The sequence below is a fragment of the Actinocorallia populi genome, assembly GCF_002995495.1.
GTDB classification, from domain to species: domain Bacteria; phylum Actinomycetota; class Actinomycetes; order Streptosporangiales; family Streptosporangiaceae; genus Actinocorallia; species Actinocorallia populi.
On the sequence record NZ_PVZV01000006.1, the window covers coordinates 335430 to 361707 of the forward strand.

Sequence of the window (26278 nt, forward strand, 5' to 3'; positions counted from 1 at the left end):
CCACGAGGAGGAGGACGGCATGACACGGCCCGTCCTGGAGGTGTCCGGCATCTCCAAAGGTTTCCCCGGCGTCCAGGCGCTCGACGACGTGGCCTTCCGGCTGCTCCCCGGCGAGATCCACGCCCTGATGGGCGAGAACGGCGCGGGCAAGTCCACCCTGATCAAGGTCCTGACCGGCGTCCACGAGGCGGACGCCGGGACCGTGGTGGTCGGGGGCGCGAAGGCGTCGATCAAGGGCCCGCTGCACGCCCAGCGGCTCGGCATCAGCACCGTCTACCAGGAGGTCAACCTCTGCCCCAACCTGTCGGTGGCGGAGAACATCTTCATCGGCCGCGAGCCGCGCCGGTTCGGCCGCATCGACTGGAAGGCCGTGCGGCGGCGCTCCGCGGAGCTGCTGGCCCGCCTCGACCTCGACCTCGACGTCACCGCGCAGCTCGGCTCCCACTCCCTGGCCGTCCAGCAGCTGGTCGCCATCGTGCGCGCCGTGGACCTGGAGGCCAAGGTCCTCATCCTGGACGAGCCGACCTCCAGTCTCGACCGGGGCGAGGTCGCCCGGCTGTTCACCGTGATGCGCCGCCTCAGGGAGGACGGCGTGGCGATCCTCTTCGTCTCGCACTTCCTGGAGCAGATCTACGAGGTCTGCGACCGCGTGACCGTGCTGCGGGGCGGCCGGCTCGTCGGCGAGTACCCGATCGGCGAGCTGAGCCGCTTCGAACTGGTCGCCAAGATGACCGGCCAGGAGCTGGCCGCGCTGGAAGAACTCGACGAGGAGTCTCCGGAGGCGGTCAGGGGCGAGCGGCTGTTCGCGCTCGAGGGCGTCGGCCGCACGGGCGCCATCGCCCCCGTGGACCTCGACCTGTACGCCGGAGAGGTCGTCGGCCTGGCCGGGCTGCTCGGCTCGGGCCGCTCGGAACTGGCCCGGCTGGTCTTCGGCGCGGACGCCGCCGACAGCGGCCGCGTACGCTGCGGCGACGAGCTGGTCTCCCTGAGGACGCCCCGGGCGGCGATCGAGAGGGGCGTGGCGTTCTGCCCCGAGGACCGCAAGGGGGACGGGCTGGTCATGGACCTGACCGTCGAGGAGAACATCATCCTCGCGCTGCAGGCCGCGCGCGGCTGGACCAGGCCGCTGGGCCAGAAGCGGCGCCAGGAGCTCGTCGGGGAGTACATCAGGGCCCTGCGCATCCACCCGCCGCACCCCCACACCCCGGTGAAGAACCTCTCGGGCGGCAACCAGCAGAAGGTGCTGCTGGCCCGCTGGCTCATCACACGGCCGAAGCTGCTCATCCTGGACGAGCCGACCCGCGGCATCGACATCGGCGCCAAGACCGAGATCCAGCGGCTCGTCGTCTCCCTGGCGGGCGAGGGCATGGGCGTGGTGTTCATCTCGGCCGAGCTGGAGGAGGTCCTGCGCATCTCCCACAAGGTCGAGGTGCTGCGCGACCGCCGGCTGGTGACCGAACTGGCCAACGACGGCACCCTCACCCCCGAACGCATCCTGCAGACCATCGCGAACGGAGCCGCGGACAGATGAACCGCGCCGCAGCACTCACCAGGCACACGCTCTTCTGGCCGGTCACGGTCTGGGTCGTCCTGCTCCTGGCCAACGTGGCCTTCACCCCCGGATTCCTGTCCCTGCGGATCAGGGAGGGGCACCTGTACGGCAGCCTCATCGACATCCTGCTGTTCGGCGCCCCGCTGATCCTCGTCGCGCTCGGCATGACCGTGGTGATCGCGACCGGCGGCATCGACCTGTCGGTGGGCGCGACCGTCGCCATCAGCGGCGCGCTCGCCTGCCACCTGATCGCCGGCGGGCACGGCCTGATCGTCGCGCTGCCCGTCGCGATCGGCGCGTCCCTGCTGCTCGGCCTGTGGAACGGGCTGCTGGTGACCCGGCTGGGCATCCAGCCGATCATCGCCACGCTCATCCTCATGGTCGCCGGGCGGGGCATCGCCCAGCTCATCACCGGCGGCCAGATCATCACCGTCGACAGCGACGCCTACAAGATGATCGGCGGCGGCTACTGGCTGGGCCTGCCGTTCTCGATCCTGCTCGTCGCGGCGGCGCTGGCCGTCACCCTGCTGCTGACCCGGCGGACCGCGCTCGGCCTGCTGCTGGAGGCGGTGGGCGGCAACGCCGAGGCGTCACGGCTGGTCGGCATCCGCTCGTCGGGGCTGATCGTGCTCGCCTACATGTTCTGCGGGCTGTGCGCGGGGATCGCCGGACTGATGATCAGCTCCAACACGTTGTCGGCGGACGGCAACCAGGCAGGCCTGTGGATCGAGCTCGACGCCATCCTCGCCGTCGTCCTGGGCGGCACGGCCCTGACCGGCGGCCGGTTCGCCCTGAGCGGCACCGTGGTCGGGGCCCTGATCATCCAGACGCTCGACACCACCATCTACACCGCGGGCATCCCGCCGCGCATGACGCTCGTGTTCTCGGCCGCGGTCGTGACGGTCGTGTGCCTGCTGCAGTCCCCGGCCTTCCGCGCCAAGGTCCGCCGCAGACCGCCGGCGGCACCCGTCCCGTCCGCCGCCGAGCAGGAGGCCACCGCATGACCACCGCCCTCTCCGGTCTCGCCCGCAGGGCGCCGTTCACCCTCCGGCGCAGGCACGTGCCCGTGCTGGTCACCTTCGGACTGTTCCTGCTGGCCTTCCTCACCGGCGCGCTGCGCTACGAGAACTTCGGCACCGGCCAGGTCTTCCTCGACCTGTTCATCGACAACTCCTTCCTCATCGTCGTCGCCGTCGGCATGACGTTCGTGATCCTCGCCGGGGGCATCGACCTGTCGGTCGGCTCGGTCGTCGCCCTGTCGGGCATGCTGTGCGCGATCGGGACCATGCGGCTCGGGCTGCCCGCGCCGCTGGTCGTCCTGCTCGTCCTGCTCATCGGCACGGGGTTCGGCACGGTGATGGGGTACATGATCCATGTCTTCGAGATCCAGCCGTTCATCGCGACGCTCGCGGGCATGTTCCTCGCCCGCGGCGTGTGCCTGACCATCAGCGAGAACCAGATCTCCATCGACGACGCGGCCTTCGACGCGGTCGCGCTCAACTCCCTGGCCCTGCCCGGTGGCCTGCGCCTGTCCTACGGAGCGGTCATCGCCCTGGCGGTGGTCGCCGTCGCGTTCTACGCGCTGCAGTGGACGCGCACCGGCCGCAACGTCTACGCGCTCGGCGGCAGCGAGCAGTCGTCGGTGCTGATGGGGCTGCCCGCGGGCCGCACCAAGATCCAGGTCTATGCGATCAGCGGCTTCTGCTCGGCGCTCGGCGGCGTCCTGTTCGCGCTGTACACCCTCTCCGGCGACCCCACCCACGCCATCGGCATGGAGCTGGACGCCATCGCCGCCGTCGTCATCGGCGGCACCGTGCTCACCGGAGGGTCGGGCTACCTGATCGGCAGCGTGCTCGGCGTGCTCGTCCTGGGCGTCATCAAGACCATCCTCAGCTTCGAGGGGACTCTCAGCTCCTGGTGGACCCGGATCGCCATCGGCGTCCTGCTCTTCGGGTTCATCGCCCTCCAGCGCCTCATCGGCACCCGCCGAGGGTCCCGTACGGGGTGAACCAGGCCCCGCTCCGGTGGAAGTGATCTTCTTTTCCGTCTCGTGTATCCGGGCGGGGCTGCGGACGCGAAGCTCTTTAACAAGGGCGGATTACGGTCCATGAGGTGGGAGAGATACGGATCGTCACCACCGCGTGGCCGGTGCGCCAGAGGACCGGCGGCCTGGGCGCGGTGTTGCTGGCGGGCATGGTGGTCGCGCAGGTCGCCTCCGGGCTGAACCCGGAGTCGGTCTTCCTGGTCGGTCTGGTCGTGCTGCTGCTGGCGGGGAGCGCCGTGGCGCTCACCGCGGCGGCGGCGTCCTGGAGCACGGCGCTCGCGGCGTTCCTCGCCGTGGCGGGCGTCGGCCTCGCGGCGGAATGGGTCGGGACGAGGACGGGGTTCCCGTTCGGCGACTACGCGTACACGGACGTGCTGCAGCCGCACGTCGGCGGCGTCCCGGTGCTCGTGGCGCTGGCGTGGGCGGGGATGGGGATGGCCGCGTACGCGGTCGCGCCGGGCAGGGGAGCGGTGCGCGTGGCCACGGGCGCGCTCGCGCTGACCGCGTGGGACCTGTTCCTCGACCCGCAGATGTTGCGCCTGGGTGCGTGGACGTGGGTGGGGGACGGGGTCTACCGGGACGTTCCGTCGAGCAACTTCGCGGGCTGGCTGCTGGTGTCGGCGGTGGTGATGGCGGTGATCCACTCCATCGTGGGGCGGAGCGCCTCCGGCGCCACCGGGCTGATCGGTCTGTACACGGTGATGGCGGTGATGGAGACCATCGGTTTCGCGGCCGTCTTCGAGCCTCCGGATCCGCTGGTCGCGCTCGCGGGAGGAACCGCGATGGGCGTCTTCACGGTGCTGGCGTGGAAGCGCTGGAGCGGAGGCGGCCGTGGCTGAGGTCGTCGTGGTCGGGGGCGGAGTGGGCGGCATGGTCGCGGCGCTGCTCCTGGCGAGGCAAGGGCACGAGGTCCGGCTGTACGAGCGGCTGCCGCGACTGGGCGGCAAGCTGGCCGAGTACCGGCGTGACGGCTTCGCCTTCTCCCTGGGACCTTCACTGCTGACTCTCCCCGAGGTCTTCACCGGCCTCGGGATCACCCGTGAACTCGTGGAGCCCGCTCTGCTCTGCGACTACCGCTTCGCCGACGGCTCCCAGCTGGCCGCCCACAGGGACCCCGCGCGGATGGCGGCCGAGGTGGAGCGGCTGACACCCGGCGAAGGAGCGCGCTGGCGCGCCTTCCACCACTGGGCGCGCGGCTGCATGGACGCCTCGCATCGCACGTTCTTCTCCGGCCCGTTGTTCAGCAGGCCGCAGGCCGGGGCCGGGTTCTCCGACGTGCTGGCGGTCGCGCCAGGACGGACGCTCGCCGGGCTGGCGCGCAAATACTTCCGCGACCCCAGGCTGCGGCAGTACGTCGGCCGCTACGCCACCTACGCCGGATCGAACCCCTACCGGGCGCCTGCCGCGCTGGGCTGCATCCCGGCGCTCGAACACGGCCAGGGCGGCTGGTACGTCCCCGGCGGAATGCCGCGCCTGGCCGAGGACCTGGCGGCGCTGCTGAAGGAGTCGGGGGTCGAGGTCCGCCTCTCCACCGAGGTCGAGGCGATCCTCGCCGATGGGGAGAGGGTCCAGGGCGTGCGCCTGATGGGCGGCGAGGCCGTGGACGCGGATGTCGTCGTCGCCAACACCGACGCGGCGGTGCTGTACGCGCGGCTGCTGCCGGACCGCAAACGGCTGCGCCGCGTCGACGCCCTCGCCCCGTCTTCATCGGCGTTCCTGCTGCTGGCCGGGGTGGAGGGCCGCACCGAAGGACTGGCGCACCACACGGTGGTCTTCTCCGCCGACCAGCGTGCGGAGTTCACCGACATCTTCAGACGCGGGCGCCCGCCCGCGGACCCGACCGTCTACATCGGCTGCTCCGCCGTGGACGACGCCTCCCAGGCGCCCGCCGGCACGGAGAACTGGACGATGCTGGTCAACGTTCCCGCGCACGACCCCGCCCGCTGGCCGGTGCGCCCCGAGTCCTACCGGGACCTGGTACTGGAACGGCTCGCCGCGCGCGGCCACGACCTGGCGGGACGGTTGCGGTTCGTCGAGCTCTTCACCCCCGCCGACCTGCGCGAGCGCTACGGCGGGTGGACCGGCGCGATCTACGGCTCCGCCTACGACGGGCCGATGGCGCCGCTGCGCCGTCCCGGAAACAGGGGGCCCCGGCGGGGCCTGTACCTGGTGGGCGGCTCGGTCCATCCCGGCGGCGGCCTGCCCCTGGTCGCGATGGGCGGCCGTATCGTCGCCTCCCTGGTCGGCACGGACTTCCCGCTCCGCGGACGGGCCGGGTGAGGCCACCGCACCTTCCGTCACCGGTCACGGCCGCGCAGGCGGTGGCCGCGGCGGCGGTCTGGCGGAGGCTCGCCGCGGGACGGGACCGGCTGTCCGCCCTGACACCGGTCACACCACGGGCCGCGCCGGTCTCGGTGGTCGTCCCCGCCCGCGACGAGGAGGGCAGGATCGCTCCCTGCCTGCGCGCCGTGCTCGCCGACCCGGCGGCGGGGGAGGTGATCGTCGTCGACGACGAGTCGCGGGACGGTACCGCGCGCCTGGCCGCCGGTCTCGGCGCGCGGGTGGTGCGCGGGGCGCCGCTGCCGCGGGGCTGGGTGGGCAAGCAGTGGGCGCTGCACCAGGGGGTCGGGGAAGCGAAACACGAGGTGGTGGTGACCCTCGACGCGGACACGCGCCCGCTTCCCGGACTGGTCGCCGCGATGGCGTCCGCCCTCGAGGAGTACGACCTGGTGACCGCCGCACCCCGCTTCATCTGCGACGGAACCGCCGAGCAGGCCCTGCACGCCTCGTTCCTGGCCACCTTGGTCCACCGCTTCGGTCCGGTCGGGCCGCGCGTCCCGCCTCCGCCGCACCGGGTGCTCGCCAACGGGCAGTGCACCGCCTTCCGCCGGGACCGGATGCTCGCGTCCGAGGGTTTCGAACGCGTCCGGGGGAACATGACGGACGACGTCGCTCTCGCCCGGTGCCTCGCCGCCGACGGCTGGAAGGTCGGCTTCCTCGACGCGGGCGGCCTGCTGGAAGTGGACATGCACGCCTCGGTGGCCGAGGTGTGGCGGGAATGGGGTCGCTCCCTCCCGCTCCGGGACACGACCGCCCCCGTCGCGCTCGCCGCCGACCTGGCCGTGGTCTGGCTGACGTGCGCGCTCCCCTCGGCGCGGCTGCTCCTCGGCCGTCCCACCCGTCTCGACCTGGCACTGCTGGGGACCCGGCTGCTGCTGGCGGGCGCGCTGCGCGGCAGCTACACCCGCCCCGGACCGGGTGTGTGGTTGTCACCGCTGCTCGACCCGGCCGCGGCGGCCCGTCTGACCTGGACGTCCCTGCGTCCTGTCCGCACATGGCGAGGACGCGCCTACCGGGAGACGGGCGAGCCGCCGGTCAGGAGCGGCGCGCGGCCAGGGCCGCCTGTCCGAAGCGCAGCCCGATGAGCGTCATCAGCAGGCCCGTGGCGGCGACGTGCTCCGCGGGGGCGAACAGCAGTTGCAGTACCGGGGCGCCGAAGACGGCGGCCCTGGCCCCGACGGCGAACGAGCGGATGGCCGCGGTGACCACGGCCAGCACCAGCAGGGCCGCCAGGAAGGCCTGCGGGCAGATGACCGCGAAGCCCCCCGCGAAGGTGAGGATCGACCGCCCGCCCCGGAAGCCGGCGAAGGCCGGCCACGCGTGCCCGACCATGGCGGCGCCCACCGCCGCGTACACCGTCGCGGTGCCGGACGGCGCTCCGCCGGCCTGCGCGCAGAGAAGGCCGAGCAGTCCGGCGCACACGCCCTTCAGCAGGTCTCCCGCGAACACCGGGGCCGAGGCGCGCGGACCGAGTTGCTCCTTCATGTTCCAGAAGCCGGGGTTGCGGTCGCCGACCCGCCGCGGGTCGAACCCGTGGGCGCGGGCGACCAGCACCGCCACCGGAACCGAGCCCAGAAGGTAGCCGCCGATGACCGCCGCGAACAGGGGAAGCATCGCTTCGTTTCACCTCGCCAGATATGTGGACGCCGGGGCCATGCGCCACATGGGCCTCGACCGGCCGGTGCTGCGCGCCACCGAGGGGCTGCTGTTCTGGAGGCTAATGGGCACGGGGCGCGGCACGTCGATGACACTCGGTGCGGATCTGCGGCGCTGGGCGCTGCTGGCGGTGTGGCGCGACGAACGGCACCTGGAGCGCTTCCTGCGGTACTCGCCCATCGCGGCACGCTGGCGGGACGAGGCCGAGGAGTGCTGGCAGGTCCGGCTGCTGCCGCTGGCCTCACGCGGCCGGTGGGGTGGGACGGAGCCGTTCGGGCAGGCCCGGAGGCCGTCTCCGGTCCCGGATTGCGGACCGGTGGCGGTGCTCACCCGGGCGTCGATCCGGCCGGGCAGGCTGGTCGCCTTCTACCGTTCCGTCGCGCCGGTGCAGAACGCCCTGCTCCGCCAGAAGGGCTGCCTGGCGTCGGTGGGCATGGGGGAGTGGCCGCTGGCCCGCCAGGCGACCTTCTCCCTGTGGCGGGACGCCGCCGCGATCAGCGAGTTCGCCTACCGGGGGCTCGAGCACCGCCGGGTGATCCGGGAGGTGCGGACGGCACGCTGGTACTCCGAAGAGCTGTTCACCCGTTTCGCCCCTTACGGCAGTGAAGGCACCTGGGACGGCGCCGACCCTCTCGGCTGACCGGCTCTTCCCCTTCTTCAGGGGATCCGCACCTGGACGCGGTGCTCGGCCCGGCACGCCGCCGAGGCCGCACGCAGATGGCGGGCGAAGACGGTCAGCCTGCGGTGGAGGGGCACGCGGACCCGCCGGGCGAGGACCTCGAAACCGGCCTTCTCGATCTCGTCCAGGATGCCCCCGTACAGCGCGTGTGCCGCCCGGATGCACGGACGGGACGCGGGGACGAGCATCCCGATCCCGGGAAGGGCCGCGCGGTAGTGCTCGCGGGCACGCCCGGCCTCGAAGGCGAGGAGGTCGCGCAGACGGGGGGAGACGCGCGGAAGTGCGAGGTCGGCCTCGTCCACACCGAAGCGCGCCAGGTCGTCCTGGGGGAGGTACACCCGACCCCGGGACAGGTCCTCCCTTACGTCGCGCAGGAAGTTGGTGAGCTGGAAGGCCAGGCCGAGCTGGCGCGCGGGCTCCCGCGCCTCCTTCTCCCGGCCCGGGAGCGGTTCCAGGACGGGCAGCATCATGGTGCCGATCACCGCGGCGGAGCCCTCCATGTACTCCAGGAGGTCGTCGTACGAGGCGTAGCGGGCGACCGACAGGTCGGCGCGCATCGACCGCAGGAAGGCGTCGACGTCCTCGGGGCGGATCCCGAAGGAGCGCACCGTGTGGGCGAACGCGGGCAGGACGTGGTCGTGGGCGGGCTCGCCCGCCAGGCTCGCCGAGAGCCGGACCGCCAGGCGGTCCAGCGCCGCGGCCCGGTCGTCCGTCATGGTGAAGGAGTCCACGATCTCGTCGGCGTACCGGGCGAAACCGTAGATCGCGTGCACGTGCCGCCGCTTCCAGGCGGGAAGCAGCCGCGTGGCCAGGTAGTACGAGCGGCCGAAGCGGGCGTGCAGCCTGCGGCAGATCTCGTAGCTGGCGGTCAGGGTCATCCGCGGTCCTCCAGGATGCGGTGTGCCGCCAGGCGCCCCGAGATCAGCACGGGCGGGACCCCGACACCGGGGGCGGTGTGCATGCCCGCGAAGTGCAGGCGGGGGACGCGCCGGGCGGCGCCCGACGGCCGGAACCAAGCCGTCTGGGCGAACCGGTGGTCGAGGGCGAAGGGCGTGCCCGCCGAGTGGCCTTCCCGCTTCCATTTCCACGGGTCCCACACCAGCCGGGGCGCGCCGCTCAGATCGCCGTACCCGAGCTCGTCGAGCCGGGTGAGCAGCCGCTCCTGCAGCCGGACGCCGAGCCCGGGGTCGCGGTCTCCGGAGGCGAGGTTCGGCGTCGGCTCCAGGACGCTCAGAGTGGCGTGCCCCTGCGGTGCGGCGCCGGTGTCCGAGACGGGGTGGGTGACCAGGATGCTCGGGTCGGGCTGGGGGAGCCCCCGGTCGAGCGCGGTGAACGTCGCGTCCCACTGCCCGCCGAAGTGCAGGGTGTGGTGGGCCTGGCCGGGCAGCGGCCGGTCCAGGCCGAAGTGCATCACCAGGCAGGAGGGGGAGAAGCGCGGCCTGCGCAGCCGCCAGTCCCGTGCCTCGTCCGGCAGCAGCCCGTCGGCGTGCGCGCGAGGCAGGTCGCACGCGACCACGACGTGCCGTGCCTCGAGCCGCTCCCCGGTCTCCAGCCGCACGCCGGTGACGCCGGATCCGTCGGCCTCCACCTTCGCGGCGCGCACTCCGTACCGGAACGCGGCGCCCTTCTTCTCCGCGAGCGCCGCCAGCGCTTTGGGAACGGCGTACATGCCGCCCCGCTCGGGGAAGAAGACCCCGCCGACGGTGTCCATGTGCGCGATCACCGCGTAGATGCCGAGGGCCCTGCGGGGCGAAAGGCCGACGTACAGCGACTGGAACGTGTGCGCCCGGATCAGCCGCTCGTCGGTGAGATGGGACCTGACCAGCCGGTCCAGCCGCCGGAACCCGCCCAGGGAGGCCAGCCGCAGCAGCGTGTACGGCCTGGCGAGGTCGCGCAGCGAGGTCATGTCCCGGTCGATGAAGGCAGGCCACTCCGTCGCGAACAGCTCGCCCAGCAGGGCGCGGAACCGCAGGTAGCGCGCGGCCTCGTCAGGCCCGCACACCGTGCGGACCTGCTCGACCATCGCGCCGGCGTCCGGCAGGACGTCCAGACGGGAACCGTCGGGGTAGGAGAGCCGGTAGGAGGGGTCGAGCCTGCGCAGCGGCAGCCACGAGCCCATCTCCTCCCCGGCGGCCGCGAACACGTCGGCGAGGACACCGGGCATGGTGAGCACCGAGGGCCCGGTGTCGAACCGGTACGGCCCGGCCTGCGCGGTGCCGCAGCAGCCTCCGGGCGCCTCCCGCGCCTCGACGACGGTCACCTCGCGTCCCGCCGAGGCCAGCCGCACCGCGGCGGCGAGCCCGCCGAGGCCCGCGCCGATCACGACCGTCCGTCCGCTCGTCACGCGTTCCTCCCCGTGATCCGCGTGAGCGGTCCGCCGGTCGCCGAGGTCGTCGTCATGGGGCTCCTTGGTCGGAGGGGGTCTATCCGCTGCCTCGAACCTTCCGGTCCGGTGCCCCTCCCACACCCCGTGACCACGGGGAATGGCGATCTTCTTACTCCGGGTTGCCCGCCGCCAGACGCGGCGTCAGGAGAAGTAGACGCCGATGCGGCTGCCGCCCAGCTCGTGCACGTCGATGTCGAGGCCGTAGACGGGGCCGAGGACCTCCGGGGTCATCATCCGCGCGGTCGGGCCCTGCGCGGCGACCGCGCCGTCCTTCATCGCGATGATCGTGTCGGAGTGGCAGGAGGCGAAGTTGATGTCGTGCATGACCAGGACGACGGTCTTGCCGTAGTCGTCGGCCATGCGGCGGACCCTGCGCATCATCTGCACCGCGTGCCGCATGTCCAGGTTGTTCAGCGGCTCGTCGAGCAGGACGTAGTCGGTGTCCTGGCAGAGCACCATCGCCACGTAGGCGCGCTGGCGCTGGCCGCCCGACAGCTGGTCCAGATGCCGGTCGGCGAGCGGCTCCAGCTCGAAGTAGGCGATGGCCTCGTCGACGAGCGCCAGGTCGGCCGGGGTGAGCCTGCCGCCGCTGTGCGGGAACCGGCCGAAGGCCACCAGCTCCCGCACGGTGAGGCGCACCGGCATGTGGTTCTCCTGGCGGAGCACGGCCAGGCGCCTGGCCAGCACCTCGCCGGGCGTGGCCGCCACGTCCAGGCCGTCCACGGTGACGGTGCCGCCGTCGGCGGGGGCGAGCCGGCTGACGATGGACAGCAGCGTCGACTTGCCCGCCCCGTTGGGGCCGATGACGGAGGTCACGCCCCCGGGCTCGATGGTCAGCGAGACCCGGTCGAGCACGGTGGTGCCGTCGTAGCGCTTGGTGACGTCCCTGATCTCGATCACCGTCGTGTCTCCCGGATGAGCAGGGCGATGAAGTAGGCACCGCCGGCGAAGTTGATGATCACGCTGAGCGCGGTGTTCATGCCGAACACCCGCTCCAGCAGCGTCTGCCCCCCGGCCAGCACGACCACCGACAGCAGCGCGGCGGCGGGCAGCAGCAGGCCGTGGCGGAAGGCGCCGGTCAGCTGCCGGGCCAGGTTGGCCGCCAGCAGGCCGAGGAAGGTCAGCGGGCCGACCAGCGCGGTGGCCACCGACACCAGCACCGCGACGACGACCAGCGCCTGGTTGACCACCGAGGCGTGGCCCACGCCCAGGTTGAGCGCGTAGTCGCGGCCGAGGGCCACCACGTCCAGGCGCGAGGACAGCCGCGCCGTCCACACCGCCGTCGCCGCGACGACCACCGCGGACAGGCCGAGCAGGCTCGGGTCCACCTGGTTGAAGCCGGCGAACAGGCTGTCCTGCAGCACCACGAAGTCGTTCGGGTTGATCAGCCGGGCGGCCAGCGACGACAGGCTGCCGAACAGCGTGCCGAACACGATCCCGGCCAGGACCAGCACGAACAGGTCCTTGCGGTCGCGGCCGAACAGCGAGCGGTACAGGCCTCCGGCGAAGAGCACCATCGCCGCCACCTGCCCGGCGAACAGCAGCCGCGGGTCGGCGGAGGTCAGCGCCAGCGCGCCGAACAGGAACACGATCAGGGTCTGGACCAGCACGAAGAGCTGGTCGAACCCCATGATGCCGGGGGTGAGGATGAGGTTGCCGGTGACGGTCTGGAACAGCACGCTGGACACCGCGATCGCGGTCCCGACCACGACCATCGCGGCGACCTTGCGGGTCCGGATGCCGAGGGCGTACTCCCAGTTGCCGACGAGCCCGATGAAGCAGAACCCGGCGACCGCGGCCACGGCGAGCCCGGCCAGCACGAGGAGCACGCGGCGTTCGCGGCGGACGGCCTCCGGGGTGCGGATCCCCGCCTTCGGGGCGTTCAGCATGTTCGTCAGGTTCATCGCAGCCCCATGCGTTTGCCGCCGCGCAGCAGCAGGGTGAGGAAGACGACGCTGCCGACGACGCCGATGACGGTGGAGACGGGGATCTCGTACGGGAACCGGATGAGGCGTCCCGCGATGTCGCACACCAGCACGAACAGCGCACCGGCCAGCGCGGTGGCGGGCAGCGCGTGGCGCAGGTTGTCGCCCAGCACCAGGGTGACGAGGTTGGGCACGATGAGGCTGACGAACGGGATCTCGCCGACGGTGGAGACGACGACCGCGGTGATGACCGCGGTGAGCACCAGGCCGGTGTTGACGACGCGGTCGTAGCGCACGCCCAGGTTGACGGCGAAGGTGCGGCCCATGCCGGCGACGGTGAAGCGGTCGGCGTACAGGTAGCCCAGGACGGTCACCGCCCCGGCGATCCACAGCAGCTCGTAGCGCCCCCGCAGCACGCCGGAGAAGTCGCCGGACGTCCACGCGCCGAGCGTCTGCAGCAGGTCGGCCCGGTAGGCGACGAACATGGTGGCGGCGCTGACGACCGCGCCGAACATGAGGCCGACGAGCGGCACCAGGATCATGTCGCGGAAGGTGAGCCGGCGCAGGATCCACATGAAGAAGAAGGTGCCGACCAACGCGAAGAGGACGGCCACGGACATCTTCACGAAGAGGGCCTGGCCCCCGGCGAACAGGGTGGCGACCAGCACGCCGAACGCGGCGGACTCGTTGGTCCCGGCCGTGGCGGGCGAGACGAACCGGTTGCCGGTGATGTGCATCATGATCAGTCCGGCGACGCTCATGGCGGTGCCGGCGAGCAGGACGGCGAGGAGGCGGGGCAGCCGCGACTCGAGGAGGACTCGGACCTCCTCGGGGCGTCCGTCGAGCACGCCGGCGGGGGTGAGCCCGCTGACGCCGACGAACAGCGACCCGGCGGCCAGGGCGGCGAGGAGCACCGTCCCGGCCGCCAGGTGCCGGGTGCGCGGCCGCCCGGTGGTGGCGGGCGGGCGGGTCATCAGGCGAGGCTGTCGCCGACGGCCTTGACCATGGACTCGACCGAGCCGAGCGCGGTCGGCGCGATGTACCAGGTGAACGCGTCGAGGTAGACGATCTTGTCGTTCTTCGCGGCCTCGGTCTGCTTCACCAGCGCGTTGTCCAGGACCTGCGCGGCGGCCTGGCCCTCCTCGCCGATGGCGGCGTCGCGGTCGACGACGTACAGCAGGTCGGGGTCGGTCTCGGCGATGAACTCGTGCGAGACGGCGTTGCCGTGGGTGTCGGTCTTCAGGCCGGTCGCGGCGGGCTTCACGCCGAGCACGTCGTGCACGATGCCGAACCGGCCGCCGGGGCCGTGGGCGCTGATCTTGCCGCCGGTGGTGAGCACGATGAGGCCGGTGCGCTCGTCGGCCCTGCCCCTGACGTCGGCGATGGACTGGTCGAGCGCGGACAGGCGCTGCCCGACCTGGTCCTCCTTGCCCACGAGCCTGCCGAGGGCCTCGGTGCGGGCGCGGAAACTGCCGACGAAGTCGGTCTGGTCGACGGTCAGGTCGACGGTCGGCGCGATCTTCTTCAGCTCGGGGTAGGCGGCGGCGGAGCGGCCGGCCACCACGATCAGGTCGGGCGCCAGGGCGTTGACCTTCTCGTAGTCGGGCTCGAACAGCGAACCGACCTTGGGGTAGGTGTCGCCGGAGTACTCGGCCAGGTCGCCCGGCAGGTTCTCCACGGCGGGGACGCCGGCGACCTTCACGCCGAGCTCGTCCAGGGTCGCCAGGTAGCCGACGTCGAAGACGACGATCTTCTCCGGGGTCCCCTCGACGGTGGTGGAGCCCTGGGCGTGCTCCACGGTCACGCTGCCGCCGGAGCCCTCGGCCGCGGAGTCGGCCTCGGATCCGCCGCACGCGGCGGGCAGGAGCAGGAAGGGCAGGAGGAACAGGCCGGACAGGCGGGCCCGCAACGGGGTATGGCGCATGGGAACCTCGTGGGAACGATCCAAAATTTAGGTTAGCCTAACCTACTAACGATCCCTGGTCCGTCTGGGGGTGTCCGTTCCTGAACAAATAAGACGGAACCATATCCGGAGATACGATTCCGTCTTATTTGCTGGCTCGCTATTCGACGATGTCTTCGGCACCCGGTAGGGGGAGTCCGACGTAGTTCTCGGCCAGCGAGGTCGCCGCGGCGGCGGAGGTCGCCGTGTAGTGCAGCTGCGCCAGCTGGAGCCTGAGCTCGAAGGGGTCCCGCGACGGCTGGGCGTGCAGCATCGACGTCATCAGGTAGGAGAAGTGCTCGGCCCGCCACACGCGCCGCAGCGCGTCGGCGGAGTAGGAGTCGAGCCCGCCCTCGTCGCCGGTGCGGTACCAGCGCAGCAGGGCCGCGGCCAGCAGCGTCACGTCGGCGGCGGCGAGGTTGAGGCCCTTGGCGCCGGTCGGGGGCACGATGTGCGCGGCGTCGCCCGCCAGGAAGAGGCGGCCGTGCCGCATCGGCTCGGTGACGAAGCTGCGCATCGGGGTGATGCTCTTGTCGGTGATGGGGCCGGTGCCGAGCTCCCAGCCGCCGTCGACGGCGAAGCGGTTCGCCAGCTCGTCCCAGATCCGGGCGTCGGACCAGTTCTCGAGCCTCTCGTCCGGGGAGACCTGCAGGTAGAGCCGGCTGACCTCGGGGCTGCGCATGCTGTGCAGGGCGAAGCCCTCGGGGTGGTGGGCGTAGATGAGCTCCTCGCAGGACGGCGGGACGTCGGCGAGGACGCCCAGCCAGGAGAAGGGGTAGACGCGCTCGAAGGTGTCCGCGCCGGGCAGCGAGCGGCGGCCGATGCCGTGGAACCCGTCGCAGGCTGCGACGACGTCGCAGGCGAGGGTGTGCTCCTGGCCGCGGCGCCGGTAGCGGACCTGAGGGGAGTCGCCGTCGATGCCGCTGATCTCCAGGGCCTCGGCCTCGAACAGGATCGGCTGGTCCTCGTCCAGGCGCAGGCCGATGAGGTCCTTGACGACCTCGGTCTGGGCGTAGACCATGACGGACCGCCCGCCGGTCAGCGAGGGGAAGTCGATCCGGTGGGACTCGCCGCCGAAGCGCAGCTCGATGCCGTCGTGGCGCAGGCCCTGCCGGTCCATGCGCCTGCCGGCGCCGGTGGCGCGCAGGATGTCGACGGTGCCCTGCTCGAGGATGCCGGCGCGCTGGCGGCGTTCGACGTAGGAGCGGTCGCGGCTCTCCAGGACGACGGTGTCGATGCCGCGCCGGTGCAGCAGGTGGGCGAGCAGCAGCCCGGCGGGGCCTGCTCCGATGATGGCGACCTGGGTGCGGGTGGGTGGGTTCTGCATGGTTTCCTCAGGGCTGGTCGTTCAGGACGCGCTGGGCGACGGCGAAGGCGCTGTTGGCGGCGGGCACGCCGCAGTAGACGGCCGTCTGCAGCAGCACTTCCTTGATCTCGTCGGGGGTCAGGCCGTTGTTGAGGCCGGCGCGTACGTGCATGGCGAGCTCGTCGTGGTGGCCTCCGGCGACGAGCGCGGTGAGCGTGATGCAGCTGCGGGTGCGGCGGTCCAGGCCGGGGCGGGTCCAGATCTCGCCCCAGGCGTAGCGGGTGATGAAGTCCTGGAAGTCGGCGGTGAACGGGGTGGTGCGGGCGATGGCGCGGTCGACGTGCGCGTCGCCGAGGACGGCCCGGCGGACCCGCATGCCGCTGGAGTGGGCCATGCCCAGGTGGTTCAGCAGCGCGGTGGTGACGGCCTCGGGCTGGTCGACGGGCGCCAGGTGGCCCGCCCGGGGGACCTCGGTGAGGGCCGCGTCGGCGATCCCGTCGGCGAGCTCCCGCGCGTGCGCGGGCGGTGTGGCGACGTCGTCGCGGCCCGCCAGGACGAGCGTCGGGCAGGTGATGCGGCCGAGCCGTTCGCGCAGGTCGTACCCGGCGAGCGCGGAGCAGCAGGCGGCGTAGCCCTCCGGGTCGACGGAGGAGATCCCGGCGACGAGCGCCTCGTCGTGCGGTCCGGCGAACCAGCGGCCCGGCGAGCCGGCGACCATCGGCGCCATGCCCTTCTCCCGCACCAGCGCTGCCCGCTCCAGCCACGACTCGGCCGTGCCGAACCGGGCGGAGGAGCAGATCATCGCCAGGGAGGAGACCCGCTCGGGCCGGGACGCGGCGAGGGCCGCGCCGATCGCCCCGCCGAGCGAGATCCCGGCGTAGTGGAAGGTCTCCCAGCCCTGGGCGTCGGCGAGTTCGAGGACGAGTCTGGCGAGCCGCTCGACGGTGTCGGCCGCCGGGTCGGTGGCGGATCCGCCGTGTCCGGGCAGGTCGAAGCGCAGGACGCGGTGCCGCCGGGCGAGCGCGTCGACCTGGTGCTTCCACACCTCCAGGGAGGTGCCCAGGGAGGGGCCGAGGATCAGCGGGGCGCCGTGTTCGGGCCCGTCGAGGCGGTGGTGCAGGCTCATGATGTGCTTTCGCGTTCGAGGGCGGCGTCGACGAGGGCGGCCGCGGCGCCGAGGTAGGCGGCCGGGTCGGTGTCGATGCCGCCGGCGTCCAGGGCTTCGAGCGACGCGGCGAGCGGCGCGCCGGTGGCGGCGGTGCGGCGGGAGGCCTCGTCGAGCACCTCGCGGGACCGCGCCCGGCCGAGCCTGTCGGCCAGCCGGATGCCGGCCCGCTCGGAGACGATCAGCCCGTGGGTCAGGTCGAGGTTCGCGCGCATCCGCTCGGGCCGCACGACGAGCCCGGCGGCGAGTTCCGCGGCCGCCTCCGCGGCGCCGCCCGCCAGCCGCAGCGCCTCGCGCAGCGGCTGCCATTCGGCGTGCCAGGCCCCGGCGGGCCGCTCGTCCTCGGCGGTCATCGCGCCGAACAGGATCGAGGCGAGCGCGGGCACCTGCCGGGCGGCCGAGGCGATGAGGGTCGCCCGCACCGGGTTGCTCTTGTGCGGCATCGCCGAGGATCCGCCGCCCGTGCCCTCGGCGACCTCGCCGATCTCGGTGCGCGAGAGCACCAGCACGTCCGCGGCGAGCTTGCCGAGCGCCCCGGTGGCGACGGCCAGGGCGGCGCCCAGGTCGGCGACCGGGGTGCGCAGCACGTGCCAGGGCAGCACCGGCGCGGCCAGCCCCGTCTCGGCGGCGAACGCCTCGACGAGCCGGGTCGCCGGGACGCCGTCCGGGCCCGTACGGGCGGGCCCGGCGAATTCCGCGAAGGCGGCGAGGGTGCCCGCGGCCCCGCCGAGCTGGGCGGGCAGGACGAGCGCGGCGAGCCGGTCGCGCCCGTCCAGCACCAGGGAGCGCCATCCGGCGGCCTTGAGCCCGAAGGTGGTGGGCACGGCGTGCTGGGTGAGGGTGCGGCCCGGCATGGGCGTCGTGCGGTGCTCGGCGGCGAGCCGGGCGAGGGCGGCGGCGGTGCGGTCGAGATCGCCGGCCATGACGGCGACCGCGCGCCGCGCCACCAGCATGAGGGCGGTGTCGAGGATGTCCTGGCTGGTCGCCCCCCGATGCACGTACGGGCCGTGCTCGGGGCCGACCGCGGCGGTCAGGTCGGCGACCAGGGGGATGACCGGGTTGCCGCCCGCGCGGGCGCGCTCGGCGAGCCCGCGCGGGTCGAGGCGGCCGGCGGAGGCCGCCCGGGAGACGGCTTGCGCGGCCTCGGCCGGGGCGAGCCCGAGCCGGGCCTGCGCCCGGGTGAGGGCGGCCTCGGCGTCGAGCATCGCCTGGAGGAACGCCAGGTCCCCGGTCGCCTGCGCCACGGCGCTCCCGGCCCGGACGGGCGAGAGCAGTCCCAGATCGGCGCCGTCCGCGGCGTCAGGCGAACTCAAGGAACACCGTCTCTTCCCCCGCCCCTCCCTGCAGCCACAGGTCGAAGCGATACACACCTGGACGTTCGGGACCGGCGATCAGCGTGTCCCTGCGCTGCGGCGGCAGGGCGGCCAGGAGCGGGTCGGCCGCCAGCGCCTCGGCGTCCTCGGGCAGGTAGACCCGGGTGTACAGGTGGTGCAGCAGGCCCCGCGCGAACACGCAGACCGACAGGTGGGGCGCGGCGCCCTCCCGGTGCGGGCCCGGCGGGAGCGTGCGGACGTACCAGTGCCCGTCGGCGTCGGTGGCCGCCCGCCCGAAACCGGTGAAGTCCAGGCCGGTGCGGCCCAGCACCCCTCCGGTGACGGGGTCGCGGCGCAGGGAGCCGGGCGCGCCGCGCAGCGACCCGTCCGGGCCGGGCTGCCAGACCTCGATGATCGCGTCGGGGACCGGCGTCCCCGCCCCGTCGAAGACGGTGCCCCGGACGACCACCGCACCGGGCTCGCCCGGCGGGACGATCTCCTCGCCGCCGGGGAAGGGCAGCGCGTAACCGTAGAATGGGCCGACGGTCTGCGACGGCGTGGGCTCCAGCGTGTTCTCCATCAGCGTCCCTCCTCCATCCAGGTGGCGGCGGGGCCGTCGAGGACGATGTCCCACCGGTAGCCGAGCGACCACTCCGGTACGGAGAGGTCGTGGGCGTACTCCGCCACGAGTCTTTCCCGCGCGGGCCGCTCCGTCACCGACTGCAGGATCGGGTCGTAGGGGAACAGCGGGTCGCCGGGGAAGTACATCTGGGTGACGAGCCGCTGGGTGAAGGCCTGCCCGAACAGCGAGAAGTGGATGTGGGCGGGCCGCCAGGCGTTGGTGTGGTTGCGCCACGGGTAGGCGCCCGGCTTGATCGTGGTGAAGGAGTAGCGGCCCTCGGCGTCGGTCAGGCAGCGCCCCACCCCGGTGAAGTTGGGGTCCAGCGGCGCGGGGTGGTCGTCGCGCTGGTGGGCGTAGCGGCCGGAGGCGTTGGCCTGCCAGATCTCCACGAGCTGGCCCGTGACGGGGCGTCCGCTCCGGTCGAGGACCCGTCCGGTGACGGTGATGCGCTCGCCCAGCGGCTCGCCCTGGTGCCGGCGGGTCAGGTCGTTGTCGAGCGCGGTGACGTCGGTGACGCCGAACGCGGGCCCGGTCAGCTCGACGGCCTCGGGGTCCTCGACGACGACCAGCCGCTGCCGGGGATGGCGCAGCACGCTGGAGCGGTAGGGCGCGTAGTCGCGGGCGGGGTGGGCGGCGCCGGGCCGCGACCCCTCGTGCTCGGCGATCTCGCGGTCGATGTCCGCCTGGGTGGGCGGCTGGAGCGCGTTCAACTGGGTTCTCCTCTCACCTTTCCAGGATCAGGGCCAGGCCCTGCCCGACGCCGATGCACAACGAGGCCACGCCGACGCCGCCGCCGGAGGCCGCGAGCCGGTGCGCGACGGCCCCGGCCAGCCGCGCCCCGGACGCGCCGAGCGGGTGGCCGAGGGCGATCGCGCCGCCGTCGGGGTTGACCAGCGCGGGGTCGAGGTCGGGCAGGGCGGCCAGGCAGCCGAGGGTCTGCGCGGCGAACGCCTCGTTGATCTCGACGGTCGTCAGGTCGCCGAAGCCGAGCTTCGCGCGGTCGAGCGCCCTGCCGATCGCCTCGACCGGGCCGAGGCCGAACAGCTGCGGCTCCAGCGCGGTCGCGGCGCTCGCCCGGATCCGGGCGAGCGGCTCGCGGCCGAGCGCGGCCAGGCCTGCCTCGTCGGCCAGCAGGAGCGCCGCCGCGCCGTCGTTGAGCGGGGAGGAGTTCCCGGCGGTGACCGTCCCGTCGGGGCGGAAGGCGGGCTTGAGCCGGGCGAGCGCCTCCATGGTGCCGCCGGGCCGGATGCTCTCGTCCCGCGCCAGGTCCGCCCCGGCGACCGGGACGACCTGCGCGTCGTGCACGCCCTCGGTCCAGGCGCGGTCGGCCTTGCGGTGGCTGTCCAGGGCGAAGGCGTCCTGGGCCTCGCGGCCGATGCCGTACCGCTCGGCGATCAGCTCGGCGCCGTCGCCGAGCGCGCCGGTCCACTCGCCGGGCATGACCGGGTTGACCAGCCGCCAGCCGAGCGTCGTGGAGACCATCTGCACGTTCCCCGCGGGGAAGGGCCGCTCGGCCTTGGGCACCACCCACGGGGCGCGGGTCATCGACTCCACCCCGCCGGCGATCGTGATCGAGGCGTCCCCGACGGCGATCGCGCGGGACGCCTGGATGACGGCCTCCAGGCCGGAGCCGCACAGCCGGTTGACCGTCGCGCCCGGCACGCTCACCGGCAGGCCCGCCAGCAGCGAGGCCATCCGCGCCACGTTCCGGTTCTCCTCGCCCGCGCCGTTGGCGTTGCCGAGGAACACGTCGTCGATCCGGGCCGGGTCCAGCGACGGGCTGCGCTCCACCAGGGCGCGCAGGACGCCCGCGGCCAGGTCGTCCGGACGCGTCTTCGCCAGCGCCCCGGCGTACCTGCCGATCGGGGTGCGGACGGCGTCGACGATGTAGACGTCGTTCATCACAGCACTCCTTCCGCGACGGTGAGCTTGGCCCCGGTCCGCTCCTCGACCTCGGCGGCGCGCACGCCGGGCGCGGTCTCCACCAGGACGAGGCCGTCGGGCGTGACGTCCAGGACGGCGAGGTCGGTGATGATCCGGTGCACGCAGGCGCGGCCGGTCAGCGGCAGGTCGCACTCCTGGACGATCTTCGGGGAGCCGTCCTTGGCGTTGTGGGCGGTCAGCACGACCACGCGCCCGGCGCCGTGGACGAGGTCCATCGCGCCGCCCATGCCCTTGACCATCTTGCCGGGGACCGCCCAGTTGGCCAGGTCGCCGCGGGCCGAGACCTGCATGGCGCCCAGGATCGCGGTGTCGATGTGGCCGCCGCGGATCATCCCGAACGACAGGGAGGAGTCGAAGTAGGACGCGCCGGGCAGGACGGTGATGGTCTCCTTGCCCGCGTTGATCAGGTCGGGGTCGACCTCCTCCTCCAGCGGGTAGGGCCCGACGCCCAGGACGCCGTTCTCGGAGTGCAGGACGACCCGCACGCCGGGCGGCACGTGGCCGGGCACCAGGGTGGGCAGGCCGATGCCGAGGTTCACATACGAGCCGTCGGTCAGCTCGGCGGCGGCGCGGGCCGCCATCTCGTCGCGGGTCCAGGCCATCAGGCGCGCACCGTCCTCTTCTCGATTCCCTTGGCGGCGGCCTGCTCGGCCGTCAGCGCCACCACCCGCTGGACGAAGACGCCCGGCAGGTGCACCTCCTGGGGGTCGAGGGAGTCCACGAGCTCCTCGACCTCGGCGATCGTGATCCGGCCGGCCATGGCGGCGAGCGGGTTGAAGTTCCGGGACGCCTTGGCGAACTCCAGGTTGCCGAACCGGTCGCCGCGCTGCGCCCGCACCAGTGCGAAATCGGTGGTGATGCCGCGCTCCAGCACGTACTCGACGCCGTCGAACTCGCGGACCTCCTTGGCGGGGGAGGCCAGGGCGACGGACCCGTCGGCGGCGTAGCGCCACGGCATGCCGCCTTCGGCGACGGCCGTCCCGACCCCGGCGGGGGTGTAGAAGGCGGGGATGCCGCAGCCGCCCGCGCGCAGCCGCTCGGCGAGCGTGCCCTGGGGGGTCAGCTCGACCTCGATCTCGCCGCCCAGGTACTTGCGGGCGAACGTCTTGTTCTCGCCGATGTAGGAGCCGGTCACCCGGACGATCTGGTCGGCCGCCAGCAGGACGCCGAGGCCGCTGCCGTCCACGCCGCAGTTGTTCGACACCACGCTCAGGCCCTTCACGCCGGCCTCGTGCAGCGCCTCGATGAGCGCGTTCGGCACGCCGCTCAGGCCGAAGCCGCCCACGGCCAGCGAGGATCCGCCGGGGATGTCCGCGACGGCCTCGGCGGCGCTCGCCACCACCTTGTCCATACCTGTACCCTCTAAGTGTTCGCCCAGTGAACTTTCATTCAGAATCGTGCAGAGTAGTGTCGGCGGTCACGTGGCCGATGTCAACCGCCGGCGGCGGGGAAAGGAGCGGATCATGGGGGACGAGCGGCCGGTCGGCCCGCTGGAGCGCGGGCTGCGGGTCATGGAGGTGATCGGCGGCGCCTCCTCGCCGCCGCGCCCCGCCGACCTGGTGCCCGCCACGGGCCTGGTCCGCTCCACCGTCGACCGCGTCCTCTCCACCCTCGAGGCCACCGGCTACCTGCGCTCCCGGGGCCGGGAGGTGGCGGCCACCCCGCGGATGATGGAGGCGGGCAACGCCTACCTGTCCGCGCTGGACCCCGACCGGTTCCTGGCCCGGCGCGCCGCGGCGCTCGCCGACGAGCTGGACGAGTCGGTCTCGCTGGCGGTCCCCGACGGGGACGGGGTGCGCTTCGTCGGCCAGTCGCCGCGCCGCCGCTCCCTGTCGGTGGCGTTCCGGATCGGCGACCTGCTGCCCGCCGAGCGCTGCGCCCCCGGGCCGCTGTTCGCGGCGGAATGGGGTGACGAGCTGTGGCGGGCCTGGGAGGCGCGGGTCACCGGGGGGCCGCGCGGGCGGCGCTTCTCCGTCTCGCCGTTCGCCGAGCCGTCCGTGATCGAGGGGTTCCGCGGCCGTGTGGCGGACTTCCGCGCCTCGGGGAGGTCGCTGGACGAGGAGTTCCTCGAGCCGGGGCTGATCGCCGTCGCGGTCCCCGTCCGCGCCGCCACGGGCGGCGCGCTCCTGGCGCTGAGCGTGGTGAGCCACACCAGCCGCCACACGGCGGAGTCCCTGTACGAGCAGGTCCGGGAGCCCGTCGCCGCCTGCGTCGCCGAGATGGAGGAGCACCTGGCCCGCCCGCCCCGCGCGGAGGAGCCGCTCCCGCCCGGCACGGAGGCCAACGCCGAGCTGAAGGAACGGCTCGGCGCGCACTTCCTCCAGTCGCTGGACCGCGGCCTGGCCGTCCTGCACGCCCTCGGCGCCCGTCCGGGAGGGCTGACGATCTCCGAGGCCGCCGCCGCGACGGGCCAGCCCCGCGCCACCGCGCGCCGCGCCCTGCTGTCGCTCGCCGAGCTCGGCTACGTGCGCGAGGACGGCCGTCACTTCCGGCTGCTGCCCCGCGTCCTGGACCTCGGCTACCGGCGGGTCAGCGAGATGACGTTCGAGCAGCTGGCCCGCCCCCACCTGCGCGACCTGGTGGTCAAGGTGCACGACTCGGCGTCGGTCGCCGTCCTGGACGGCACCGACATCCGCTACGTCGCCCGCGCCCAGGCCTCGCGGCTCATGCGTGCCGACATCCACATCGGCACCCGCTTCCCCGCCTACGCCACCGCGATGGGCCGGGTCCTGCTGGCGGGCCTGCCCGAGCCCGAGGCCGCCGGGCTGATCGCGCGGTCCGAACGCCGCGCCTTCACCCCCTTCACCCTCACCGGCGCCGACGAGCTCGGCGAGGCCGTGGCCGCGGCCCGCCGCGACGGGTACGCCCTGGTCGACCAGGAACTGGAGACGGGCCTGCGCTCCCTCTCCGTCCCCGTCCACGCCGAGGGCCGCGCCGTCGCCGCCCTCAACCTCGCCGTCCCGGCCACCGCCGAACCGGTCGGCGAGATGTGCGAACGCCTCCTGCCGCACCTGGCCGCCGCCGCGCGGGCCATCGACGCCGACCTCGCCGCGCTCACCCGGCACCAGCCCCTCACCCTGTGACCCGGAGACGGCATGACCGGGCCCTGGGGGAGGAGCGGGCGCCGTCGTGCCCGGCCGCGGTGTGCGGCCTTCGGGTGCCGCCTGCGCGACGCGCCGCTCAGTCCGGGCGCAGGCCGCGCAGGAAGAGCCGCACCGCGACCTCCATGTGGTGCTCCTGGGTGGCGGGATCGCGCAGGTGCCCGAAGGAGGCGAGGCGGGCGGGCATGCCGGAGACCATCGCGAAGAAGTGCTCGGCGAGGATCTCCGGCTCGTCGGCGGTGATCGCCCCGGTGGCGGCGTGGCGCTCCAGCAGTTCGACGAGGAGCCGCCTGCGGGGGAGGAAGACCTGGCGGGGCGGTTCGGGGAAGCGCCCGGCCTGGGTGGCCGCGATCCGGGCGAGCCGCACCATCACCGGGTCGAGCGCGTGCCGCAGGGCGGCGCGGGCGATGGCGGTCAGCGCGCCTTCGAGGTCGTCGGGGTCGAGGGGCTCGGGATCGGCCCGGACCGCGTCGGTGACGGCCTGCCCGAGCACCGCCCTGAACAGCTCCTCCTTGCCGCCGAACCGCGTGTAGAGCGACGCCTTGGTGGTGCCGGCGGCGCGGGCGATGGCGTCCATCGAGGTGCCCTCGTAGCCGTGCTCGAGAAAGAGCCGCAGCGCGCAGTCGCGCACGGCCCGGTCGAGCTCGGCGGCCTCCTCGAGGGTGGGGCGCCCGCCGCGCCGCCCGCGCCGGGCCGCGGCGGGCCGCGCTCCGGAGGAGTCCGACGCCGACATGCGCCCAGTGTGCCAGAGCGCCCGCTCCCATTAGATGATCTACATCGTAAAGGCGTCGGCTCGCGGCAACCTGGCGCACCGCCTGCACGCGCGGGCCGACGAGGCGATGCGGGCGTGGGAGCCCAGGGCGAGCAGGGCTGTCGCGGCGGCCAGCGGCCAGTTGGCGGACAGGACGGCGGCCGCGGTCAGGGTGAGGGCGCCGACGCCGACGGCCGCGGCCGCGACGGTGCCCGTCCAGGCGACGGCCAGGGGGAGCTCGCCCGGAGTGGGGAGCCTGCGGCCGAAGGCGCCGGTGAGCGCCAGGAACACCGTGGCCAGGAGCGCGGTGGCGGCGGCCAGGGCCGTGGCGTTCACGGCCGCCAGGTGGAGGAGGTGGGGGGCGGTGCCGGAGGAGCCCGCCCAGTACCGGCCCGCGATCAGAAGGGGGAGGAGGAGGGCCATGGTCCGGGCGGTGCGCCGGGCCTGGGCGAGGGTGAGCTCCCGCTGGAAGGCGGGCGCCAGTTCGGAGACGCTCCCGAACTCGGCCACGGCCCGCCGGGCGGCGTCGGGATCCGGCCCGGGGGAGAGGTCGGCGGCGGCGTCGGCGAGGCCGCCGCGCAGCTCCTCCAGCATGCGGGCCTTGAGCCGGGCGGGCCCGTGCAGGACGGCCGACAGCTCGGCCACGCGCGCCTCGATGGGGTCGGCGGTCACGTCGCCTCCCGCAGGGCGGGGTCGAGGACGGAGCCGATGGCGGCGGTGAACTCCCGCCAGGCCGTGCGCTCGTCGGCGAGGGTGCGGCGGCCGGCGTCGGTGAGCTCGTAGCAGCGGCGGCGCCGCTCGCCCTCGGCCTGCCAGGCGCTGCGCAGCAGGCCGAGCCGCTCCAGCCGGTTGAGGGCGGGGTAGATCGTGCCCTTGCGCAGTTCCAGCGCGCCGTTGCTGCGCTCCTGCACGGTGGTGATGATCGCGTAGCCGTGCAGGGGGCCCGCTTCCAGGGCGGCCAGCAGCAGCCCGTCCAGATGGCCTCGTACCGCGTCCGTTCTCACGGTAGGCAGCCTACCTATGGTCGGCGGATCTGTGCTATCTCTCTATGTATTGGCAGCCAATCTATTGGCCGCCTACCCCGGAGGAGGACCCGTTGACCGAGCTGCTGCTGACCCTGCACGTCCTGGCCGCGATCCTGGCGATCGGCCCGATCACCGTCGCCGGATCCCTGTTCCCCCGCCACATGGGCGCGGTCCTGGAGGGGGACGGGCAGGCCGTCCGGACCGCCGAGATCCTCCACCGCGTCTGCCGCGGCTACGCCCTCGTGGGCATCGCCGTCCCGGTCTTCGGCTTCGCCACCGGAGTCCGCCTCGGCGTCCTGGCCGAGCACTGGCTGATCGCCTCGGTGATCCTGACGGTCCTCGCCGCGGCGGTCCTGGAGCTGGCCATCATCCCCACCCAGCGCCGCCTCCTGGCCGACCCGGCTCCCGAGGGCAGACCGGCGATCTCCCGCCTGCACATGCTCACGGGCGTCTTCAACCTCCTGTGGGCGGCCGTCGTCGTCCTGATGGTCGTCCGCCCCGGTGCGGGCTGAGTCCCCGGGATCGGG

27 protein-coding genes are annotated in these 26278 nt (G+C 73.5%); 9 read left to right on the forward strand and 18 right to left on the reverse strand.

Annotated features, from left to right (window positions below; translation table 11 throughout):
• Window positions 1-19 precede the first annotated feature (19 nt).
• The 6 genes from C2865_RS24925 to C2865_RS24950 all read left to right on the forward strand — a co-directional run bounded on the left by C2865_RS24925 (window position 20) and on the right by C2865_RS24950 (window position 7021).
• Entirely contained in the window at window positions 20-1531 is a 1512-nt protein-coding gene (locus C2865_RS24925; protein WP_106400983.1) for a sugar ABC transporter ATP-binding protein, read from the forward strand.
• Window positions 1528-2556 (forward strand): ABC transporter permease, encoded by a 1029-nt coding sequence (locus C2865_RS24930; protein WP_106400984.1) that lies wholly within the window; start codon window positions 1528-1530, stop codon window positions 2554-2556. Before C2865_RS24925 ends, C2865_RS24930 begins: the two co-directional genes overlap by 4 nt.
• Entirely contained in the window at window positions 2553-3560 is a 1008-nt protein-coding gene (gene yjfF / locus C2865_RS24935) for a galactofuranose ABC transporter, permease protein YjfF (protein ID WP_106400985.1), read from the forward strand. The genes C2865_RS24930 and yjfF overlap by 4 nt, the downstream gene beginning before the upstream one ends.
• A 104-nt stretch (window positions 3561-3664) precedes the next feature.
• Window positions 3665-4435 (forward strand): carotenoid biosynthesis protein, encoded by a 771-nt coding sequence (locus C2865_RS24940; RefSeq protein ID WP_269802743.1) that lies wholly within the window; start codon window positions 3665-3667, stop codon window positions 4433-4435.
• Entirely contained in the window at window positions 4428-5876 is a 1449-nt protein-coding gene (locus C2865_RS24945) for a phytoene desaturase family protein (protein WP_232835802.1), read from the forward strand. The genes C2865_RS24940 and C2865_RS24945 overlap by 8 nt, the downstream gene beginning before the upstream one ends.
• Complete coding sequence (locus tag C2865_RS24950) at window positions 5873-7021, forward strand: glycosyltransferase family 2 protein (RefSeq protein WP_106400986.1); 1149 nt, start codon at window positions 5873-5875, stop codon at window positions 7019-7021. The genes C2865_RS24945 and C2865_RS24950 overlap by 4 nt, the downstream gene beginning before the upstream one ends.
• On the opposite strand, the gene C2865_RS24955 is transcribed toward C2865_RS24950, so the two are convergent.
• The gene (locus C2865_RS24955; RefSeq protein ID WP_106400987.1) at window positions 6972-7550 is read right to left on the reverse strand and encodes a glycerol-3-phosphate acyltransferase; all 579 of its coding nucleotides are present in this window, start codon (window positions 7548-7550) and stop codon (window positions 6972-6974) included. The two genes, C2865_RS24950 and C2865_RS24955, sit on opposite strands and share 50 nt — an antisense overlap.
• 25 nt (window positions 7551-7575) lie before the next feature.
• Between C2865_RS24955 and C2865_RS24960 the strand changes: the two genes are divergently transcribed.
• Window positions 7576-8232 carry a spheroidene monooxygenase gene (locus tag C2865_RS24960; protein ID WP_232835803.1) on the forward strand — a complete coding sequence of 219 codons (657 nt, stop codon included), beginning with the start codon at window positions 7576-7578 and terminating at the stop codon, window positions 8230-8232.
• A 17-nt stretch (window positions 8233-8249) separates the two neighbouring features.
• Here C2865_RS24960 and C2865_RS24965 read toward each other — a convergent pair whose 3' ends face one another.
• The 14 genes from C2865_RS24965 to C2865_RS25030 all read right to left on the reverse strand — a co-directional run bounded on the left by C2865_RS24965 (window position 8250) and on the right by C2865_RS25030 (window position 22225).
• A complete protein-coding gene (locus tag C2865_RS24965; protein WP_106400988.1) occupies window positions 8250-9149 on the reverse strand; it encodes a phytoene/squalene synthase family protein in 900 nt (299 codons plus the stop codon).
• Window positions 9146-10615 (reverse strand): phytoene desaturase family protein, encoded by a 1470-nt coding sequence (locus C2865_RS24970; protein ID WP_198653575.1) that lies wholly within the window; start codon window positions 10613-10615, stop codon window positions 9146-9148. Before C2865_RS24970 ends, C2865_RS24965 begins: the two co-directional genes overlap by 4 nt.
• Before the next feature lie 183 nt (window positions 10616-10798).
• On the reverse strand, window positions 10799-11557 hold the full coding sequence (locus C2865_RS24975) for an iron ABC transporter ATP-binding protein (RefSeq protein ID WP_106400989.1): 759 nt from the start codon (window positions 11555-11557) through the stop codon (window positions 10799-10801).
• A complete protein-coding gene (locus C2865_RS24980; protein ID WP_232835804.1) occupies window positions 11554-12561 on the reverse strand; it encodes an iron chelate uptake ABC transporter family permease subunit in 1008 nt (335 codons plus the stop codon). The genes C2865_RS24975 and C2865_RS24980 overlap by 4 nt, the downstream gene beginning before the upstream one ends.
• Window positions 12558-13556, reverse strand: a complete 999-nt coding sequence (locus C2865_RS24985) for an ABC transporter permease (protein WP_106400991.1) — start codon at window positions 13554-13556, stop codon at window positions 12558-12560. The genes C2865_RS24980 and C2865_RS24985 overlap by 4 nt, the downstream gene beginning before the upstream one ends.
• A complete protein-coding gene (locus C2865_RS24990; protein ID WP_106400992.1) occupies window positions 13556-14506 on the reverse strand; it encodes a siderophore ABC transporter substrate-binding protein in 951 nt (316 codons plus the stop codon). The genes C2865_RS24985 and C2865_RS24990 overlap by 1 nt, the downstream gene beginning before the upstream one ends.
• A gap of 139 nt (window positions 14507-14645) precedes the next feature.
• The gene (locus C2865_RS24995) at window positions 14646-15851 is read right to left on the reverse strand and encodes a 4-hydroxybenzoate 3-monooxygenase (protein ID WP_106400993.1); all 1206 of its coding nucleotides are present in this window, start codon (window positions 15849-15851) and stop codon (window positions 14646-14648) included.
• Between the two features lie 7 nt (window positions 15852-15858).
• Window positions 15859-16956, reverse strand: coding sequence for a bifunctional 3-oxoadipate enol-lactonase/4-carboxymuconolactone decarboxylase PcaDC (gene pcaDC / locus C2865_RS25000; protein ID WP_106400994.1), 1098 nt, complete (start codon window positions 16954-16956; stop codon window positions 15859-15861).
• Complete coding sequence (pcaB, locus tag C2865_RS25005) at window positions 16953-18308, reverse strand: 3-carboxy-cis,cis-muconate cycloisomerase (RefSeq protein WP_106400995.1); 1356 nt, start codon at window positions 18306-18308, stop codon at window positions 16953-16955. Before pcaB ends, pcaDC begins: the two co-directional genes overlap by 4 nt.
• Window positions 18295-18888: a protocatechuate 3,4-dioxygenase subunit alpha gene (gene pcaG / locus C2865_RS25010; RefSeq protein WP_106400996.1), complete on the reverse strand. Its 594-nt coding sequence runs from the start codon at window positions 18886-18888 to the stop codon at window positions 18295-18297. Before pcaG ends, pcaB begins: the two co-directional genes overlap by 14 nt.
• Window positions 18888-19640, reverse strand: a complete 753-nt coding sequence (pcaH, locus tag C2865_RS25015; RefSeq protein ID WP_106400997.1) for a protocatechuate 3,4-dioxygenase subunit beta — start codon at window positions 19638-19640, stop codon at window positions 18888-18890. The genes pcaG and pcaH overlap by 1 nt, the downstream gene beginning before the upstream one ends.
• 13 nt (window positions 19641-19653) lie before the next feature.
• A complete protein-coding gene (locus tag C2865_RS25020) occupies window positions 19654-20832 on the reverse strand; it encodes a thiolase family protein (protein WP_106400998.1) in 1179 nt (392 codons plus the stop codon).
• Entirely contained in the window at window positions 20832-21476 is a 645-nt protein-coding gene (locus C2865_RS25025) for a CoA transferase subunit B (RefSeq protein ID WP_106400999.1), read from the reverse strand. The genes C2865_RS25020 and C2865_RS25025 overlap by 1 nt, the downstream gene beginning before the upstream one ends.
• The gene (locus C2865_RS25030; protein ID WP_106401000.1) at window positions 21476-22225 is read right to left on the reverse strand and encodes a CoA transferase subunit A; all 750 of its coding nucleotides are present in this window, start codon (window positions 22223-22225) and stop codon (window positions 21476-21478) included. The genes C2865_RS25025 and C2865_RS25030 overlap by 1 nt, the downstream gene beginning before the upstream one ends.
• A gap of 112 nt (window positions 22226-22337) precedes the next feature.
• Between C2865_RS25030 and C2865_RS25035 the strand changes: the two genes are divergently transcribed.
• Window positions 22338-23957: an IclR family transcriptional regulator domain-containing protein gene (locus tag C2865_RS25035; protein ID WP_106401001.1), complete on the forward strand. Its 1620-nt coding sequence runs from the start codon at window positions 22338-22340 to the stop codon at window positions 23955-23957.
• A 97-nt stretch (window positions 23958-24054) separates the two neighbouring features.
• On the opposite strand, the gene C2865_RS25040 is transcribed toward C2865_RS25035, so the two are convergent.
• The 3 genes from C2865_RS25040 to C2865_RS25050 are packed head-to-tail and all read right to left on the reverse strand — an operon-like array spanning window position 24055 to window position 25730.
• Window positions 24055-24708, reverse strand: coding sequence for a TetR/AcrR family transcriptional regulator (locus C2865_RS25040; RefSeq protein ID WP_106401002.1), 654 nt, complete (start codon window positions 24706-24708; stop codon window positions 24055-24057).
• A 39-nt stretch (window positions 24709-24747) separates the two neighbouring features.
• Window positions 24748-25398: a permease prefix domain 1-containing protein gene (locus C2865_RS25045; protein ID WP_106401003.1), complete on the reverse strand. Its 651-nt coding sequence runs from the start codon at window positions 25396-25398 to the stop codon at window positions 24748-24750.
• The gene (locus C2865_RS25050) at window positions 25395-25730 is read right to left on the reverse strand and encodes a PadR family transcriptional regulator (RefSeq protein WP_106401004.1); all 336 of its coding nucleotides are present in this window, start codon (window positions 25728-25730) and stop codon (window positions 25395-25397) included. The genes C2865_RS25045 and C2865_RS25050 overlap by 4 nt, the downstream gene beginning before the upstream one ends.
• Before the next feature lie 92 nt (window positions 25731-25822).
• Here C2865_RS25050 and C2865_RS25055 point away from each other — a divergent pair, with 92 nt between their 5' ends.
• Complete coding sequence (locus C2865_RS25055) at window positions 25823-26263, forward strand: hypothetical protein (RefSeq protein ID WP_106401005.1); 441 nt, start codon at window positions 25823-25825, stop codon at window positions 26261-26263.
• Window positions 26264-26278 lie beyond the last annotated feature (15 nt).

Bases quoted from the DNA above. Each gene is read 5' to 3' on its own strand.
- pcaG (WP_106400996.1), bottom strand. From the start codon at position 18,888: ATGGAGAACACGCTGGAGCCCACGCCGTCGCAGACCGTCGGCCCATTC.
- C2865_RS24980 (WP_232835804.1), bottom strand. From the start codon at position 12,561: ATGAACCTGACGAACATGCTGAACGCCCCGAAGGCGGGGATCCGCACC.
- C2865_RS25035 (WP_106401001.1), top strand. From the start codon at position 22,338: ATGGGGGACGAGCGGCCGGTCGGCCCGCTGGAGCGCGGGCTGCGGGTC.
- C2865_RS25025 (WP_106400999.1), bottom strand. From the start codon at position 21,476: ATGGCCTGGACCCGCGACGAGATGGCGGCCCGCGCCGCCGCCGAGCTG.
- C2865_RS24985 (WP_106400991.1), bottom strand. From the start codon at position 13,556: ATGACCCGCCCGCCCGCCACCACCGGGCGGCCGCGCACCCGGCACCTG.
- C2865_RS24995 (WP_106400993.1), bottom strand. From the start codon at position 15,851: ATGCAGAACCCACCCACCCGCACCCAGGTCGCCATCATCGGAGCAGGC.
- pcaDC (WP_106400994.1), bottom strand. From the start codon at position 16,956: ATGAGCCTGCACCACCGCCTCGACGGGCCCGAACACGGCGCCCCGCTG.
- C2865_RS24965 (WP_106400988.1), bottom strand. From the start codon at position 9,149: ATGACCCTGACCGCCAGCTACGAGATCTGCCGCAGGCTGCACGCCCGC.
- yjfF (WP_106400985.1), top strand. From the start codon at position 2,553: ATGACCACCGCCCTCTCCGGTCTCGCCCGCAGGGCGCCGTTCACCCTC.
- C2865_RS24925 (WP_106400983.1), top strand. From the start codon at position 20: ATGACACGGCCCGTCCTGGAGGTGTCCGGCATCTCCAAAGGTTTCCCC.
- C2865_RS24955 (WP_106400987.1), bottom strand. From the start codon at position 7,550: ATGCTTCCCCTGTTCGCGGCGGTCATCGGCGGCTACCTTCTGGGCTCG.
- C2865_RS25020 (WP_106400998.1), bottom strand. From the start codon at position 20,832: ATGAACGACGTCTACATCGTCGACGCCGTCCGCACCCCGATCGGCAGG.
- C2865_RS24930 (WP_106400984.1), top strand. From the start codon at position 1,528: ATGAACCGCGCCGCAGCACTCACCAGGCACACGCTCTTCTGGCCGGTC.
- C2865_RS25030 (WP_106401000.1), bottom strand. From the start codon at position 22,225: ATGGACAAGGTGGTGGCGAGCGCCGCCGAGGCCGTCGCGGACATCCCC.
- C2865_RS25040 (WP_106401002.1), bottom strand. From the start codon at position 24,708: ATGTCGGCGTCGGACTCCTCCGGAGCGCGGCCCGCCGCGGCCCGGCGC.
- C2865_RS24990 (WP_106400992.1), bottom strand. From the start codon at position 14,506: ATGCGCCATACCCCGTTGCGGGCCCGCCTGTCCGGCCTGTTCCTCCTG.